Here is a 15,574-nt window from a genome sequence, read left to right as displayed (position 1 = left end):
GGTCAGTCCTCCCCGAGGATCTGCGGCACACGGAAACGCTGCTCCTCGGCGGCGGGGGCGCCGGACAGCGCCTGCTCCGGGGTGAGCGACGGCCGCACCTCGTCCGCGCGCATCACGTTGGTCAGCGGGAGCGGGTGGGAGGTCGGCGGGACGTCCTGTCCGGCGACCTCGGAAACGCGGGCGACCGCGCCGATGATCACGTCGAGCTGCTCGGCGAAGTGGTCCAGCTCTTCGGGCTTCAGCTCAAGACGCGACAGCCGGGCGAGGTGGGCGACCTCCTCGCGCGTGATGCCAGGCATGCAGCGATCCTCAGGGTGAGTTCTGGTGAGGCCCGGCGCCGCGCGCAGGCGGTGCCGGGCCCGGGCAGGAGCAACCGGTCCGGTGCTCCGTCCTCGTGGTCTTTGGACCCATCCTATGGGGCCCGGCCCGGCCACCGGCCAACGAGTAAGCGTGCGCGCCCGTCACTGCGGCCTGGTACGGGCCCAACTCTGCGTGCCCGGCGCCTTGATCTCGATCTGCGCGGCCGACACGGGCTGGGGCGCGGGCACGGCCTGGACCGTCTGAACGGCCTGCACGGACTGCGGGAGGGTCGGAGGCAGCACGGAGGGCAGCACCGACGGGAGGGTCGGGGGCAGCACCGGCGCGATGGCCTGCTGGACCACCTGCTGAACCGCCGGTTGAACGGCCGGCTGGACGGCCGGCGGCAGCACCGGCTGGACCGGCAGGCCCTGGCCCCCCTGCACCGCGTGGAGGGCCGACGGCAGCCGGCCCGGCGGGGGGACCAGCCGCTCCGCCGGCGGGGCGCCGGTGCGGTGCACCCGCAGCCAGGCGGTGGCCTGCTCGGCCGGCAGCGCCGCCGACACCAGCCAGCCCTGGACGGCGTCCACGCCCATGCAGTGCAGCCGCTCCCAGGTCTCGTCGTCCTCGACGCCCTCGGCGACCACGGTCAGCCCCAGCGAGTGGGCGAGCTCCACCGAGCAGCGCACCACCGCCGCGTCGTGGTCGTCGGCGACCATCCGGGAGACGAAGGAGCGGTCGATCTTCAGCTCGCCGACCGGCAGGCTGCGCAGCCGCACCAGCGAGGAGTGGCCGGTGCCGAAGTCGTCCAGGGACATCCCGACGCCGTAGCCGCGCAGTTCGGCGAGGGTGTCGGCGGCCCGGCGGGAGTCGTCCAGCAGCAGCCGTTCGGTGATCTCCAGCTGGAGCGCGTGGGCCGGCACCTGGTGGCGGACGAGGTGGCCGGCGACGCGCTGGGCGAAACCGGGGTTGAGCACGTCGCGCGGGGAGACGTTGACCGCGACCTGCACCTGGAGGCCCTGTTCCCGCCAGGAGGCGAGCTGCCCGACGGCGGCCTCCAGCACGTAGTCGGTGAGCCGGGGCATCAGGCCGCTGGACTCGGCGAGCCCGACGAACTCGTCCGGCGAGACCCGGCCCTGGCCGGGGCGCTCCCAGCGCAGCAGCGCCTCCAGGCCGACCACCCGGCCGTCGAAGGCCACCTTGGGCTGGTAGTGCAGCTGCACCTCGCCGGTCTCCAGGGCCCGCCGCAGGTCGCCGAGCAGCCCTATCCGGTATGGCGTGTCGGCGTCCTGGGTCTCGTCGTACTGCGCGACGCCGCTGCAACCGCGCTGGGCGTGGCCCATCGCCACGTCAGCGCGGCGCAGCAGCGCCTCGGCGTCCTGGGCGTGCTGCGGGTAGACGCAGACGCCGGCGCTGGCCTCCAGCACGAGCAGCAGCCCGTCCAGCCGGATCGGCGCGGCGAGTTCGGCGATCAGCGCCTTGGCGACCCGCTCCAGGCTGTCCGGGCAGTTGATGCCGGGCAGCAGCACGGCGAACTCGTCGCCGCCCATCCGGGCCACCATCGGGCGGCCGCGCCGGTAGTTCCGGGGCAGGCCGGCGAAGACGTCGTCGATGGACTCCCGGGTGGCGCTGCCGGCCGGGCCTCCGGAGCGCAGCGCGCGGTGCAGCCGGCGGGCGATGTGCACGAGCAGCCGGTCGCCGGCGGTGTGACCGAGGGTGTCGTTGAGCGATCGGAAGCGATCGAGATCGAGCAGGATGAGACCGACGCTGTAACCTTCCGCGCGCTCCGCGATCGCCTCCTGGGCGGCCATCAACAGGGCCTGACGGTTGGGCAGATCCGTCAGCGGGTCGGTCAGCTGGTCACGGGCGCGGTCGCGGGCGATCCGCCAGGCGGCGACCAGCACCGCCAGCGGCACCGCGAACAGCGGCAGCAGTTCGGGCTCGTACCGGTAGACCAGGACGGCCAGCGGGATGAGCGGCGCGGCACCGGCCAGCAGCACGCCGAGCAGCAGGACCGCACCTGCCACCCCCTGCGGCGGGCGTGTGGGCGCACCGCCGGTCGTACGATCCATAAGCCCTGTCCTCCGTCGGGCCCGCCCCGTCAGGCCGCCTTACGGTGAGGCACCGTGCCGGTACCGACAGCTGCCGGGCATGGAGCGACCCCGCGGAGCACCGGCTCAGCCGGTGCCCCCACCCCTGCTGACACTCTGTTGCGCTCCAGGGTATGCCGGGGTCCACCCGGTGGGCAGACTTTCGGACAACCGGAAACGCGCCACCGCGCCCGGGTGTCGCACAGTGACACAATGCCCGCTTCCACGGCGCGACACCCGGTGACGTTGCATCAGGACGATAACAAGACGGGCTCGGTCACGCTCCGCTCGGGTCGGCCTCCGGAGCGGCCTCGACGGGAGCCTTCCCGACCTCGGGCAGGCCGAGGTGGGCACGGGCCGCGGCCGCTCCGTCGGCGAGCAGCACGGCGAAGCCGGCGTCGTCCAGGACCGGCAGTCCGAGCTGAACGGCCTTGTCGTACTTGGACCCGGGGTTGTCACCGGCCACGACAAAATCTGTCTTCTTCGATACCGAACCGGTCACCTTCGCACCGCGCGAGGTCAGCGCCTCCTTGGCCCCGTCCCGGGTGTGCCCGGCCAGGGTGCCGGTGACCACGACGGTCAGGCCCTCCAGCGGGCGCTCCGCCTCCTCCTCGTCGGCGGGCTCCTCGGTGAAGCGGACACCGGCCGCGCGCCACTTCTCCAGGATCTCCCGGTGCCACTCCTCCTGGTACCACTCGACGACGGAGCGGGCGATGATCGGCCCGACCCCCTCGACGGCGGCCAGCTCCTCCTCGGTGGCCGAGAAGATCCGGTCGAGGTCCCGGAACTCCCGCGCCAGCTCCTGCGCCGCGACCGGCCCGACGTGCCGGATCGAGAGGCCGTTGAGGAAGCGCCACAGCGGACGTTCCTTCACCCTCTCCAGATTCTCCAGCAGCACGCCCGCCGTCTTCTTGGGCTCGCCCTTCTGGTTCGCGAAGAAGGTGGCCTTCTTCTCCTTGCCGGTGCGGTCGTCCAGCTTGGGCATGCCCGTCTTCTGGTCGCGGACCAGCACCTCGATCGGCAGCAACTGCTCCATCGTCAGGCCGAAGATGTCGCCCTCGTCCCGCACCGGCGCCTCGGCCGGCTCCAGCGGCTGGGTCAGCGCGGTCGCCGCGACGTAGCCCAGGCCCTCGATGTCCAGCGAGGAACGGCCGCCCAGGAAGGCGATCCGCTCGCGGATCTGCGCCGGGCAGAACTGCGCGTTGGGGCAGCGCAGATCGATGTCCCCCTCGGACATCGGGCGCAGCTCGGCCCCGCACTCGTGGCAGTGCGAGGGCATCACGAACTCCTGCTCGGTGCCGTCCCGCAGGCTCTCCACCGGGCCGAGGATCTCCGGGATGACGTCACCGGCCTTGCGCAGCACGATGGTGTCGCCGAGCAGCACGCCCTTGGCCTTGACGACCTGCTGGTTGTGCAGCGTCGCGTACTGCACCATCGAGCCGGCCACCTTCACCGGCTCGGCCAGCACCGCGTACGGGGTGGCCCGGCCGGTGCGGCCGATGCCGACCTTGATCGCGGCCAGCCTGCCGGTGACCTCCTCCGGCGGGTACTTCCAGGCGATCGCCCAGCGCGGGGACTTGGAGGTGGAACCGAGCCGCCCCTGCAGGGCGATCTCGTCCACCTTGACCACGACGCCGTCGATCTCGTGCTCGACCGAGTGCCGCTGCTCGCCGAAGTGCCCGATGAACGCCCGCACCTCGTCGAGCGTCCCGACCACCTTGTTGTGCCGGGCCGTCGGCAGGCCCCACGCGCGCAGCAGGTCGTAGGCGTGCGACTGGCAGTCGATGTCGAAGCCGACCCGGGCGCCGATGCCGTGCACCACCATGTGCAGCGGACGGGACGCGGTGACCAGCGGGTCCTTCTGGCGCAGCGAACCGGCGGCGGCGTTGCGGGGGTTGGCGAACAGGTGGACCAGCGCCTGCGGACGCCTGCCCTCCTTGGCGCGCTCCTCGTTCTCCGCCCGGCGGCGCTCGTTCTCCGCCGCCAGCGAGGCGTTCAGCTCCTCGAAGGCCTCGGTCGGCAGGTAGACCTCGCCGCGGATCTCGACCAGCTCGGGCAGGTCGTCGCCGGTGAGCTGCTGCGGGATCTCCTTGATGGTGCGGACGTTGGCGGTGATGTCCTCGCCGACCCGGCCGGTGCCCCGGGTCGCGGCGAGGACCAACTGGCCGCGCTCGTAGGTGAGGTTGACGGCCAGGCCGTCCACCTTGAGCTCGCACAGGTAGTGGTAGTCGATGCCGTCCAGCTCGCGGGCGACCCGGTCCGCCCAGGCCGCCAGCTCCTCGTCGTCCATGGCGTTGTCGAGGCTGAGCAGCCGCTCGCGGTGCTCGACCTTGGTGAAGCCCTCCGCGACGTCGCCGCCGACCTCCTGCGTCGGCGAGTCCGGCGTCACCAGGGCCGGGTGCGCGGCCTCGATCGCCTCCAGCTCGCGCATCAGGACGTCGAACTCGGCGTCGCTGACGACCGGGGCGTCCTGCACGTAGTACCGGGCGCGGTGCTCGGTGATCTCCACGACCAGCTCGGCGTGCCGCCTGCGCACCTCCGCAGGGACGTCCTCCCAGCCCTCGACAGCCACCACCGCAAGCCCTCCTACGTTCTCATTCCGGGTTGTCCACCAGGCTCTGCGCCGCCCGCGCCGCAAGCGACAGCGCCTTGCGCGCGTACGCCGGGGACGCCCCGGCCAGCCCGCAGGTCGGCGTCACCAGCACGCGGCGGCCCAGCAGCTCCGGGGCGAACCCGAGCCTGCGCCACAAGGTCCTGACACCCTGGACACTACCGGCCGGGTCGGACACCTCCTGGTCAGTGGAGGGCACGACACCAGCGAGGATCGCCGTGCCCGCCTCGACCGCCTCGCCGAGGTCGTCGTCCTCCCGCTCGGTGAGGAGGGAGAAGTCGAGGGAGACCCCGGCCGCCCCGGCCCGGCGCAGCAGCGGCAGCGGGACCTGCGGGGCGCAGCAGTGCACCACGACCGGCACGTCCAGGCCGCGGATCGTCTCGCGCAGCACCTCCTCGGCGACCTGCCGGTCCACCGAGCGCAGCCGCTGGAAGCCGCTGGCGGTCTTCACCGAACCGGCCAGCACGGCGGGCAGCGAGGGCTCGTCGAGCTGGAGGACCAGCTGCGCGCCGGGCACCCGTCGGCGGACGTCCGCCAGGTGGCGGCGCAGTCCCTCGGTGAGCGAGCCGGCGATGTCCCGGCAGGCGCCGTGGTCGGAGAGCGCCTTCTCGCCGTGCCTGAGCTCGATGCTCGCCGCCAGCGTCCACGGGCCCACGGCCTGGAGCTTGAGCGCGCCCTGGTAGCCCTGGGTGAACTCCTCCAGCGCGTCCAGGTCCTCGCCCAGCCAGGAGTGCGCGCGCCGGGTGTCCCGGCCGGGGCGGTCGGCGAACCGCCAGCCGGACGGTTCGGTCTGTGCGAACAGCTCGACCAGCAGGCCGGCGCCGCGGCCGATCATGTCGGCGCCCGGCCCCCGGGCGGGGAGTTCGGGCAGGAACGGCAGCTGCTCCAGCGCGCCGGTGGAGGTCTTGGCGGCCTCCCGCGCGTCGGTGCCGGGCAGCGAACCGACGCCGGTGGCGGCGCCGCGCAGGTCGGGGAAGGTGTCTCCGGTGCTCACCCGCCCGAGCCTAGTGCGCCGCCGCCCCGGCGGGGTCAGCGCCCGGGGCGGACGGTGATGTCCGTGAGCTCCGCGTCGCGGGAGGCGTCGAGGGCGGCGAGGATCGCCTTCACCACCGACTCCGGGGCGATGAAGCGGTTCTCGTCGTAGGCCTTGCCCTCCTGCTGGTGCACCTTGGCCTGCATCGCGGTGGCGGTGCGGCCCGGGTAGACCGAGGTGACCCGGACGCCGTTCGCGTGCTCCTCCTGGCGCAGCGCGTCGGCGAGCGCCTTGAGGCCGTGCTTGCTCGCGGCGTAGGCCGACCACTCGGCGGAGGCGCTGAGGCCCGCACCGGAGTTGACGAACACCACGTGCCCCTTGACCAGGCGCAGCGAGGGCAGCAGCAGCCTGGTCAGCTCGGCGGGGGCGACCAGGTTGACGGCCAGGGTGCTCTGCCAGGCCTTGACCGGCAGCTCGCCGACCGCCCCCAGCTCCACCATGCCCGCGACGTGCAGGAGGGAGTCGAGCTCGACGGGCAGCGCCTGGTGGCCGAGGGCCCAGGAGAGCTTGGCCGGGTCGCCGAGGTCGCCGACCAGGGTCTTCGCCCCGGGGAAGCGCTCGCGCAGTTCGGCGGCGCGGCGGGCGTCGCGGGCGAACAGCCAGAGGTCGTCGCCGCGCTCGGCGAGACGCTCGGCCAGGACGGCGCCGATGCCGGAACCGGCGCCGGTGATCAGATGTGCAGCCATGGTGCTGATCTAATCAGGCCTTGAGCTGCTCAAACACCTGAGCCGGGGTGTCGGCGAAGCTGATCAGCTCGGCGAGCGGGCGCGGCAGGAAGCCCTCGGCGTCCATCCGCTCCATCTGCGTGCGCAGGCCCGCGTAGAAGCCCTCGGTGTCCAGGACGATCACCGGCTTGTCGAACATGCCGTGCTTCTTGAGCTCCAGCACCTCGGTCACCTCGTCGAGGGTGCCCAGCCCGCCGACCAGCACGACGATCGCGTCCGCCCGGGCGGCCAGCTCCGCCTTCCGCTCGGCGAGGTCCCCGGTCATCACCAGCTCGTCGGCGCCGACGTACGCCTTGTGCCTCAGCATCTCGACCAGCACCCCGACCAGCCTGCCGCCCGCCGCCTTCACCTCGTCGGCCAGCAGCCCCATCAGGCCGGCGTTCGAGCCGCCCCACACCAGGGTGTGCCCGCCCTCGCCGAGGAGCCGCGCGAACTCGGCGGCGGGAACGGAGTAGCGGTCGTCGAGCGAGTACGCGGAGCAGAAGACGCAGATATTCATAGTGCTACCTGGTCTATCACGCGGGCCGGGCCGCGCTCACCCCGGTTTCAGGCGCGGACGGCCGGGCGCTCGGTGCCGGCGATGGTGGCGGAGCCGACGACGCGGGTGCCGTCGTAGAGGACGACGGCCTGGCCGGGGGCGATGCCGCGGACGGGGGTGTCCAGCCGCACCCGCAGCTCGCCGTCCACGACCGACGCGCTCACCGGCACCTCCTCGCCGTGGGCGCGCAGTTGGGCGGTGTACCGGCCGTCGGCGAGCGGCTCGGTGCCGCACCAGCGCGGCCGGATCGCGGTGAGCCCGGTGACGTCCAGGCCCTCCAGCGGGCCGACCGTCACGGTGTTGTCGACCGGCGAGATGTCGAGGACGTAGCGGGGCTTGCCGTCCGCGGCGGGCCGGCCGATCCGCAGGCCCTTGCGCTGGCCGATGGTGAAGCCGTACGCGCCGTCGTGCTCGCCGAGCTTGGTGCCGTCGGCGTCGAGGATGTCGCCGGTGGCGGTGCCGAGGTGCTTGGCCAGGAAGCCCTGGGTGTCGCCGTCGGCGATGAAGCAGATGTCGTGGCTGTCCGGCTTCTTGGCGACGGCCAGGCCGCGGCGCTCGGCCTCCTCGCGGATGACGTCCTTGGTGGTGTCGCCGAGCGGGAAGAGGGAGTGGGCGAGCTGGTCCGCGTCCAGCACGCCGAGCACGTAGGACTGGTCCTTGGCGGCGTCGACGGCGCGGTGCAACTGGCGCTCCCCGGACGGCAGGTCGACGATCCGGGCGTAGTGGCCGGTGCAGACCGCGTCGAAGCCGAGCGCGATCGCCTTGTCGAGCAGCGCGGCGAACTTGATCTTCTCGTTGCAGCGCAGGCAGGGATTGGGGGTGCGGCCGGCCGCGTACTCGGCGACGAAGTCGTCGATGACGTCCTCGCGGAAGCGCTCGGCGAGGTCCCAGACGTAGAACGGGATGCCGATCACGTCGGCCGCCCGCCACGCGTCCCGGGAGTCCTCGATGGTGCAGCAGCCGCGGGCCCCGGTGCGGAAGGACTGCGGGTTGGCGGACAGCGCCAGGTGGACGCCCGTCACCTCGTGCCCCGCTTCGGCGGCGCGGGCGGCGGCGACGGCGGAGTCGACGCCGCCGGACATCGCCGCGAGCACGCGCAGACGGCCGGTGGACGGAGCGGTCGGGGCACCCGGGAAGTCAGTCATGGTGACTACAAGAGTACGGGGCCGCCGTACATGCCCGACCGCCCGGAGGAACTACCGCCGCACCGACGCCAGGCCCGCGTTGCGGGCCCGCTGGACGGCCGGGGCGATGGCCTCGACCAGCGCCGCCACGTCCTCGCGCACCGAGGTGTGCCCGAGCGAGAACCGCAGCGAGGCCCGGGCCAGCGCCGGGTCGACGCCCATCGCGAGCAGCACGTGGCTGGGCTGCGGCACCCCGGCCGAGCAGGCCGAGCCGGTGGAGCACTCGATGCCCTGGGCGTCGAGCAGCATCAGCAGCGCGTCGCCCTCGCAGCCGGGGAAGGAGAAGTGCGCGTTGGCGGGCAGCCGCCCCTCGGCGGCCGGGTCGCCGTTGAGCACCGCGGCAGGGACGGCGGCCAGCACGGCGGCGATCAGCTCGTCGCGCAGCCCGCCGAGCACGACCGCGTGCTCCGGCTGGCGCTCGACCGCGAGGGCCGCGGCGGCGGCGAAGCCGGCGGCGGCCGGCGCGTCCAGGGTGCCGGAGCGCACGTCGCGCTCCTGGCCGCCGCCGTGCAGCAGCGGGACGGGCGCGGCGCCGCGCGAGAGCAGCAGCGCGCCGATGCCGAACGGGCCGCCGATCTTGTGCCCGGTGACGGTGAGCGCGGTGAGCCCCGACCCGGCGAAGGAGACCGGGACCTGCCCGAGCGCCTGCACCGCGTCGGCGTGCATCGGGATGCCGTACTCGGCCGCGACGGCGGCGAGTTCGCGCACCGGCTGGACGGTGCCGACCTCGTTGTTGGCCCACATCACGGTGACCAGCGCGACCGAGGACGGGTCCCGCTCGATCGCCTCGCGCAGCGCCTGCGGGTGCACCCGGCCGAGCGGGTCGACCGGCAGGTACTCGACGTCGGCGCCCTCGTGCTCAAAGAGCCAGTGCACCGCGTCCAGCACCGCGTGGTGCTCGACCGGGCTGCACAGCACCCGGGTGCGGGCCGGGTCGGCGTCCCGGCGGGCCCAGTACAGGCCCTTGACGGCGAGGTTGTCGGACTCGGTGCCCCCGCCGGTGAGCACGATCTCGCTCGGGCGGGCGCCCAGCGAGTCGGCCAGCGACTCGCGGGCCTCCTCGACCACCCGGCGGGCCCGGCGGCCGGCCGCGTGCAGGGACGAGGCGTTGCCGACCACCCCCAGGTGCGCCGACATCGCGGCGATCGCCTCGGGCAGCATCGGCGTGGTCGCCGCATGGTCCAGGTATGGCATAACCATCCGATTGTAGAGGGCGCTCCCCGGGCCCCGTCCCGGTGTGCGCACCGATCCGGCCACCGGACGGCCACCGGACGACTCCCGGGCGTCACCCGGGCCGTTCCCGGACCGCGCGCCCACCGGACACCGGTGTCCGGCACCCGTTTGACCCGGCGCGCGGCCGAGCGGTTAGCCTGACGGACGCTTCCCGCGGACGGGCCCCGGCCCGGCCCGCGGGCACCTCCCGGGACCACGTCCCACCCTCACTTCCCATCGGCGCGGACAGGAGCGGTGCGCCATGTCGCAGTCGGTCGACCGCGCCCTGACCCTGCTCGGGTCGCTCGGCGACGGGCCGGTCACCCTGGAGCAGGCCGCGAGCAGCATCGGGGTGCACAAGTCCACCGCGCTGCGGCTGCTGCGCACCCTGGAGGAGCACGGCTTCGCGCAGCGCCAGCCCGACCTGCGCTACCGCCTCGGCGGCCGGGTGCTCTCCCTGGCCCACCGGGCGCTGGAGGAGATCGACGTCCGGCAGGTCGCCGCGCCGTACCTGGCGGCGCTCAACGCGCGCTGCGGCTACACCGTCCAGCTGGCCGTGCTCCAGGACGGCGAGGTGCTGTACCTGGACGAGGTGGCCGGGAGCTGGGCCGGGCCGGGCGCCGCCCGGGCCTCCCGGATCGGGCGGCGGGCGCCGGCCGGCGGGACGGCGATCGGCCGGGTGCTGCTGGCCGGGCTGCCCGAGGACGGCACCCCCGCCGAGGAGCTGCCGGCCGAACTGGCCGCGGTGCGGCTGCGGGGCTGGGCGGCCGAGTCGGCCGAGCACCGGGAGCCGGTGACGTGCGTGGCCGCGCCGGTGGCGGGCAGCGGCGGCCGGACGGTCGCGGCCTGCGCGCTGAGCGCCCCGGCGAGCCAGGTGCCGCCGGCCGAACTCGCCCGGATGGTGCCGGAACTGCTCTGCACGGCGGAGGCGATCTCGCTCGCGTACGGCGGCTCGCCTACTCCTCGCTGGTGCGAGAACCGTTGCGGTGCCAGGCCCGCGGGGCGCGCCAGCCGTACTTCAACGCGAGCATCCGCAGCCCGAAGGCGGTGAGCGCGGCGGCGGTGCCGGTGGCCCCGGTCAGCCGGTCGGTGCCGATCAGCACCGCCACCAGGGCGGCGCCGACCAGGGCCGGGACGGCGTAGATCTCCCGGTCCCAGCGCAGCAGCGAGGGGATCTCGCCGGCCAGCACGTCGCGGATCACCCCGCCGCCGGCCGCGGTGACCATGCCGAGGGCGACGGCCGACACCGCGCCGAGCCCGTAGTCGTGCGCCTTGGCGGTGCCGGTGACGCAGAACAGGCCGAGGCCGAGGGCGTCCAGGGTCTGCACCGCCCGGTTGATCCGCTCGACCTCGGGGTGCAGGAAGAACACCACCAGCGCGGCGACCAGCGGGGTGATGAAGTACCCGAGGTTGCTGAACGCCGCGACGGGCGTCGCCCCGATCACCAGGTCCCGGATCACGCCGCCCCCGAGCGCGGTGACCTCGGCCAGCACCGCGATGCCGAAGATGTCCATGTTCTTGCGGACGGCGAGCAGCCCTCCGGAGAGGGCGAAGACGAAGATGCCGACGAGGTCCAGCGACTGCTGCACGTCGGAGGGAAAGATCTGCGAGGTCACCGAACAACTATGACCCGTGCGGAACCCTCCCCCCCTCCGCGTACGGCCGCACTCCGCAGCCCGCCCCGGACGCGCGGGCCCGGGCGACGACCGCCGCCGGTCCGGACACTCTGCGCAGAGTTGACGTGAACACCAAATTTCGACATATTCGCGAAATACTGCGGGTCGTGCGGTATGGAGAATACAATTCGCATTTCCTTCCAGAATTCGATGCACCCTTTGCCCGGGTTGGCTGGTTTGGGAAATTGATCCCGGAATTAACTCATGGACGGGGCCGAATGGCGGTGGTAGTTTCATTTCCATCGAGAGAAGCACTGGGGCTTCGAACATGAACAACCGGAGAGGAGACTTCCGTGCGCTACAACGACTGAAATCCCTGATGCCGATTGCACCGGCATCCCCGATGTCCGAACGTCGACAGTCCGCGGCAATGGCCGGGACATTTAGCTCGGGTAGGTGAATTTCCATGCGTTACAACGACTAATTATATTGCCCGAACCGCGGCAGAGCCCGGTATCGTCGGCGAGAATTGGCGCCGGACCCGGATACGTCCGGGTCCGGCGCACGCTCTTGGCCCAGCGAGAACATGGGCCTCATAGGCCGTTCAAGAATCCTAGGAATTGTCCATGAAACTCCCGGTCCGCTATGACCCCCTCGACAGCTCGACCCTCGCCGACCCCTACGCGGTCTACGCGGAGCTGCGCGCGTCGGAGCCCGTGCACTGGCACGAGAAGATGCAGAGCTGGGTGCTGACCCGGTACCGCGACTGCCAGATGGTGCTGCAGGACCCCGCGGTGTTCGCGACGGACTGGCGGCGTGCCGGCGAGTCGGTCTCCGAGCCGTGGCTGAGCCTGCAGACCCTCGACCCGCCGGACCACGGCCCGCTCCGCAGCCTCTTCATGAACGCCCTGCGCGCCCAGGACCTGGAGGCCGTCGGCGAGCAGGGCGAGGCCCTGGTCGGGTCGCTGCTCGACGGGCTGGAGGGCAGGGCCGAGTTCGACCTCATGTCGGAGGTCGTCGAGCCGCTCGCCCTGGCGACCATCTCGGAGCTCATGGGCATCGAGCAGCCGGACGTCAGGACCTTCGCCGCGATATCGGACGCCATCGTGCGGAGCATGGACGCCGGATTGGCGCCCGAAACCGGCGGGGACGGAATCGAGACCGGTGCGGAACTCAGGAAACTCGGCATCGAGGCGCGCGGCCGACTGAGCGAAATGGTCGAGTCCTGGTTCACGGCCAATCCGCGCCCCGGACTGCTGGCCCACGTCGCCGGCAACCGCGCCGAGGTGAATGTCGCCGACTCCTTCGTCCGGAACACGGTGCGGGTCGTCTTCCAGTCCGGATACAGTTCGATCGTCGCCGGCGCCGGAAATGCCATGCTGGCGCTGCTGGAGAACCCCGAAAAATTCGAGGCGATGCGCGACCCGGCGCTGCTGTCGAGCGGTTTCGACGAACTCATGCGCTACGACGCGTCGGTCCAGGGGACCAGCCGCATCGTCACCGAGCCCGTCGTCATCGGATCCGTCCAGCTCAAGCGCGGAGACGTCGTCGTGGTGCTTTTCGGCGCGGCAAACCGCGATCCCGAAAAATTCACCCGCCCCGACGAAATCATTCTGGACCGGACACCGAATCAGCACATGGCATTCGGCCGGGGCCCTCACACCTGCGTCGGAAACCTGTTCACCCAGGTGACGCTGCAGGCGCTGATCAAGGCCATTCTGCGGCGCCCCACCCGCCTGCGGACGGCCGGGGAGCCACTGCGCCAGCGCACCGCGACCATGCGCTACCTGGCGACGCTGCCGGTCACCTTCCAGGCGGCTGCCGCCACGTGACGAAAACTGATACGACCGCTCCCCCGACCCGGGCGAGCGCTGCCCGGCTGGCCCTCGCCAGGGCGGTCCCGCCGGCCGGGCCGGTGCGCGGACTGACGCTGTCCACGTTCCTGACCACCCTCGGGGACGGGCTGTTCGCCACCGTCAGCGTGCTGTTCTTCACACGGGTGGTGGGTCTGCGGATGGTGGACGTGGGCATCGGGCTCACGGTCGCCAGCCTGGCCGGCCTGCTGGCGGCCCTGCCGATCGGACACCTCTCCGACCGCATCGGGCCGCGGCGGGTCCTGCTCGTCCTCACCGTCGCCGCGGGGCCGGCGGTGCTGTGCTACCTGGCCGTCGGTTCCTTCTGGGCTTTCGCCGTCACGGCGTGCGCGGTGGGCGTCGTGCAGCGGGGCTGCCGCACGGTCCTGCCCGCCCTGGTGTCCCTGATCGCCTCGCCCGAGGAGCGGGTGACCGCGCGTGCGCACCAGCAGGTCGTGAGCAACATCGGGATCTCGCTCGGCGCGGGAGCCGCCGGCCTGGCCCTGTACCTGGACACCCGGGCCGCGTACGAGGCGATGGTGGTCGTCGCGGCGCTGGCCTACGCGGGGTCGGCCCTCGTGCTGAACCGGATGCCCGTACGGCATCCGCCGCCCGCGCACAGCGAGAAGCAGCCGCTGGGGGCGGCGCTCAAGGACCTCCGGTACCTGCGGTTCACCGGGCTGAACGCCGTGCTGTCGCTGAACGGCGCCCTCATGGAGATCGCCCTTCCGCTGTGGCTGGTCACCCACACCAAGGCACCCGCCTGGCTGTTCAGCGCCCTGATCGTCCTGAACACGGTCCTGGTGGTGATCTTCCAGGTCCAGGTGAGCTCCAAGGGCAACGACACCACCCCGGGCCGGTGGGGGCGGATCTCCCGCCTCGGCGGGTTCTTCCTCGGCTGCGCCTGCCTGCTGTACGGCGCCGCCGGCTGGGGGAACACCCTGGTCGCGACCGGCATCCTCGCCCTGGGGATGATCGCCCACACGTGGGGGGAGATGTACCAGGTCTCCGGCGAATGGGGGCTCAGCTTCCAGCTCGCTCCCGAGCACGCCACCGGCCAGTATCAGGGCGTCCTGGCCATCGGCCGCGGAGCCGCCAACGTGGCCGCGCCGGTCGCCCTGGTCGCGGTCGTCGGGGCCGGTCAGTACGGGTGGGTGGCGCTGGCGGCCGTCTTCCTCGCGGCCGGGCTCACGATGCCCGCGGCGACCCGGCTGCCCGTCGGCAAGGGCCGGGCTCCTGACGCGTGATCAGCACAGCACCGTCCCGACCGGGTTGGGAGTCCCGGACACCACGATGCGCCGCACCGGAACGACCGGCTGATGAAGCCGGTGTTCCGGTGCGGCGCATCGTGCGTGCGGGCAGCGCCGGTCAGGCGTTCCCCTCGCCCGACTCGGGGAAGTGGCACGCCACCTCGTGCCCGGTCTTCAGCGCCGTCAGCGGCGGCTCCTGGCTCGCGCAGACGTCCTGGGCCTTCCAGCAGCGGGTGCGGAAGCGGCAGCCGCTGGGCGGGTTGATCGGCGAGGGGACGTCGCCCGTGAGCAGGATCCGCTCGCGGCCGGCCCGCTGGCGCCGGCGCGGGTCGGGCACCGGCACCGCGGACATCAGCGCGTTGGTGTACGGGTGCAGCGGGCTCGCGTAGAGGGAGTCGCGGTCGGCGATCTCGACGATCTTGCCGAGGTACATCACCGCGACCCGGTCCGAGACGTGCCGGACCACCGAGAGGTCGTGCGCGATGATCAGGTAGGTCAGGCCGAGTTCGCGCTGGAGGTCGTCCAGCAGGTTGACCACCTGGGCCTGGATGGAGACGTCCAGGGCGGAGACCGGCTCGTCCGCGATGATCATCTTCGGCCGGAGGGCGAGCGCCCGGGCGATGCCGATGCGCTGGCGCTGGCCGCCGGAGAACTCGTGCGGGTAGCGGTTGTAGTGCTCGGGGCTGAGCCCGCACAGTTCCAGCAGCTCCTGGACGGCCTTCTTGGTGCCGCCCTCGGGCTCCACCTTCTGCAGCCGGAACGGCGCGCCGACGATGGTGCCGACGGTGTGCCGCGGGTTGAGCGAGGAGTACGGGTCCTGGAAGATCATCTGGATGTCGCGGCGCAGCGGCCGCATCGCGCCGACGCCCAGGTGGGTGATGTCGGTGCCCTCGAACTCGACCTTCCCGCCGGTCGGTTCGTCGAGCCGGGTGACCAGTCGGCCCATCGTCGACTTGCCGCAGCCGGACTCGCCGACGACCCCGAGCGTCTCACCGGCGTTGACGGTGAAGTCGATGCCGTCGACGGCCCGCACCGCACCGGTCTGGCGGCGCAGCAGTCCGCCGCGGATCGGGAAGTGCCGGGTCAGGCCGGTCACCCGGAGCAGCGGCTCGCGGTCGGGGGCGGGCGCGGGCGCGGTGGCCGTTGCCGCCTGAGTGTCCGTCAT

General features: G+C 72.6%; 13 protein-coding genes. 3 read left to right on the top strand and 10 right to left on the bottom strand.

What is annotated here, in order from left to right:
• Window positions 1-2: 2 nt before the first annotated feature.
• From gatC to ACFVTF_RS30835, 8 genes are all read right to left on the bottom strand, one after another.
• Window positions 3-299 carry an Asp-tRNA(Asn)/Glu-tRNA(Gln) amidotransferase subunit GatC gene (gene gatC / locus ACFVTF_RS30870; protein WP_030057414.1) on the bottom strand — a complete coding sequence of 99 codons (297 nt, stop codon included), beginning with the start codon at window positions 297-299 and terminating at the stop codon, window positions 3-5.
• Between the two features lie 162 nt (window positions 300-461).
• The gene (locus tag ACFVTF_RS30865) at window positions 462-2,369 is read right to left on the bottom strand and encodes a putative bifunctional diguanylate cyclase/phosphodiesterase (RefSeq protein WP_387817567.1); all 1,908 of its coding nucleotides are present in this window, start codon (window positions 2,367-2,369) and stop codon (window positions 462-464) included.
• A 295-nt stretch (window positions 2,370-2,664) separates the two neighbouring features.
• A complete protein-coding gene (gene ligA / locus ACFVTF_RS30860) occupies window positions 2,665-4,959 on the bottom strand; it encodes an NAD-dependent DNA ligase LigA (protein WP_387817578.1) in 2,295 nt (764 codons plus the stop codon).
• Between the two features lie 22 nt (window positions 4,960-4,981).
• Entirely contained in the window at window positions 4,982-5,992 is a 1,011-nt protein-coding gene (locus ACFVTF_RS30855; protein WP_371517064.1) for a methionine synthase, read from the bottom strand.
• A gap of 35 nt (window positions 5,993-6,027) precedes the next feature.
• Window positions 6,028-6,717 (bottom strand): SDR family oxidoreductase, encoded by a 690-nt coding sequence (locus tag ACFVTF_RS30850; protein ID WP_371517065.1) that lies wholly within the window; start codon window positions 6,715-6,717, stop codon window positions 6,028-6,030.
• Between the two features lie 13 nt (window positions 6,718-6,730).
• Window positions 6,731-7,255, bottom strand: a complete 525-nt coding sequence (locus tag ACFVTF_RS30845; protein WP_371517066.1) for a TIGR00730 family Rossman fold protein — start codon at window positions 7,253-7,255, stop codon at window positions 6,731-6,733.
• Between the two features lie 47 nt (window positions 7,256-7,302).
• Window positions 7,303-8,439, bottom strand: coding sequence for a tRNA 2-thiouridine(34) synthase MnmA (gene mnmA / locus ACFVTF_RS30840; protein ID WP_371517067.1), 1,137 nt, complete (start codon window positions 8,437-8,439; stop codon window positions 7,303-7,305).
• Window positions 8,440-8,490: 51 nt separating this feature from the next.
• Window positions 8,491-9,672 carry a cysteine desulfurase family protein gene (locus ACFVTF_RS30835; protein WP_387817566.1) on the bottom strand — a complete coding sequence of 394 codons (1,182 nt, stop codon included), beginning with the start codon at window positions 9,670-9,672 and terminating at the stop codon, window positions 8,491-8,493.
• 280 nt (window positions 9,673-9,952) lie between these two features.
• Here ACFVTF_RS30835 and ACFVTF_RS30830 point away from each other — a divergent pair, with 280 nt between their 5' ends.
• Window positions 9,953-10,741 carry an IclR family transcriptional regulator gene (locus ACFVTF_RS30830; protein ID WP_371517069.1) on the top strand — a complete coding sequence of 263 codons (789 nt, stop codon included), beginning with the start codon at window positions 9,953-9,955 and terminating at the stop codon, window positions 10,739-10,741.
• Here ACFVTF_RS30830 and ACFVTF_RS30825 read toward each other — a convergent pair.
• The gene (locus ACFVTF_RS30825; RefSeq protein ID WP_371517070.1) at window positions 10,647-11,306 is read right to left on the bottom strand and encodes a trimeric intracellular cation channel family protein; all 660 of its coding nucleotides are present in this window, start codon (window positions 11,304-11,306) and stop codon (window positions 10,647-10,649) included. The genes ACFVTF_RS30830 and ACFVTF_RS30825 overlap by 95 nt on opposite strands.
• 626 nt (window positions 11,307-11,932) lie before the next feature.
• Here ACFVTF_RS30825 and ACFVTF_RS30820 point away from each other — a divergent pair.
• Together ACFVTF_RS30820 and ACFVTF_RS30815 are read left to right on the top strand one after the other, a co-directional pair.
• Complete coding sequence (locus ACFVTF_RS30820; RefSeq protein WP_387817565.1) at window positions 11,933-13,138, top strand: cytochrome P450; 1,206 nt, start codon at window positions 11,933-11,935, stop codon at window positions 13,136-13,138.
• Window positions 13,135-14,406 carry an MFS transporter gene (locus ACFVTF_RS30815; protein WP_387817564.1) on the top strand — a complete coding sequence of 424 codons (1,272 nt, stop codon included), beginning with the start codon at window positions 13,135-13,137 and terminating at the stop codon, window positions 14,404-14,406. The genes ACFVTF_RS30820 and ACFVTF_RS30815 overlap by 4 nt, the downstream gene beginning before the upstream one ends.
• A 121-nt stretch (window positions 14,407-14,527) precedes the next feature.
• Here ACFVTF_RS30815 and ACFVTF_RS30810 read toward each other — a convergent pair whose 3' ends face one another.
• Window positions 14,528-15,574, bottom strand: a complete 1,047-nt coding sequence (locus tag ACFVTF_RS30810; protein WP_371517073.1) for an ABC transporter ATP-binding protein — start codon at window positions 15,572-15,574, stop codon at window positions 14,528-14,530.

The organism is Kitasatospora sp. NPDC057940 (genome assembly GCF_042887425.1).
In the GTDB taxonomy this organism is placed as follows: Bacteria; Actinomycetota; Actinomycetes; order Streptomycetales; family Streptomycetaceae; genus Kitasatospora.
Note: the sequence above shows the minus strand (reverse complement) of the source record. Positions and strands in the feature narration are given on the sequence as shown.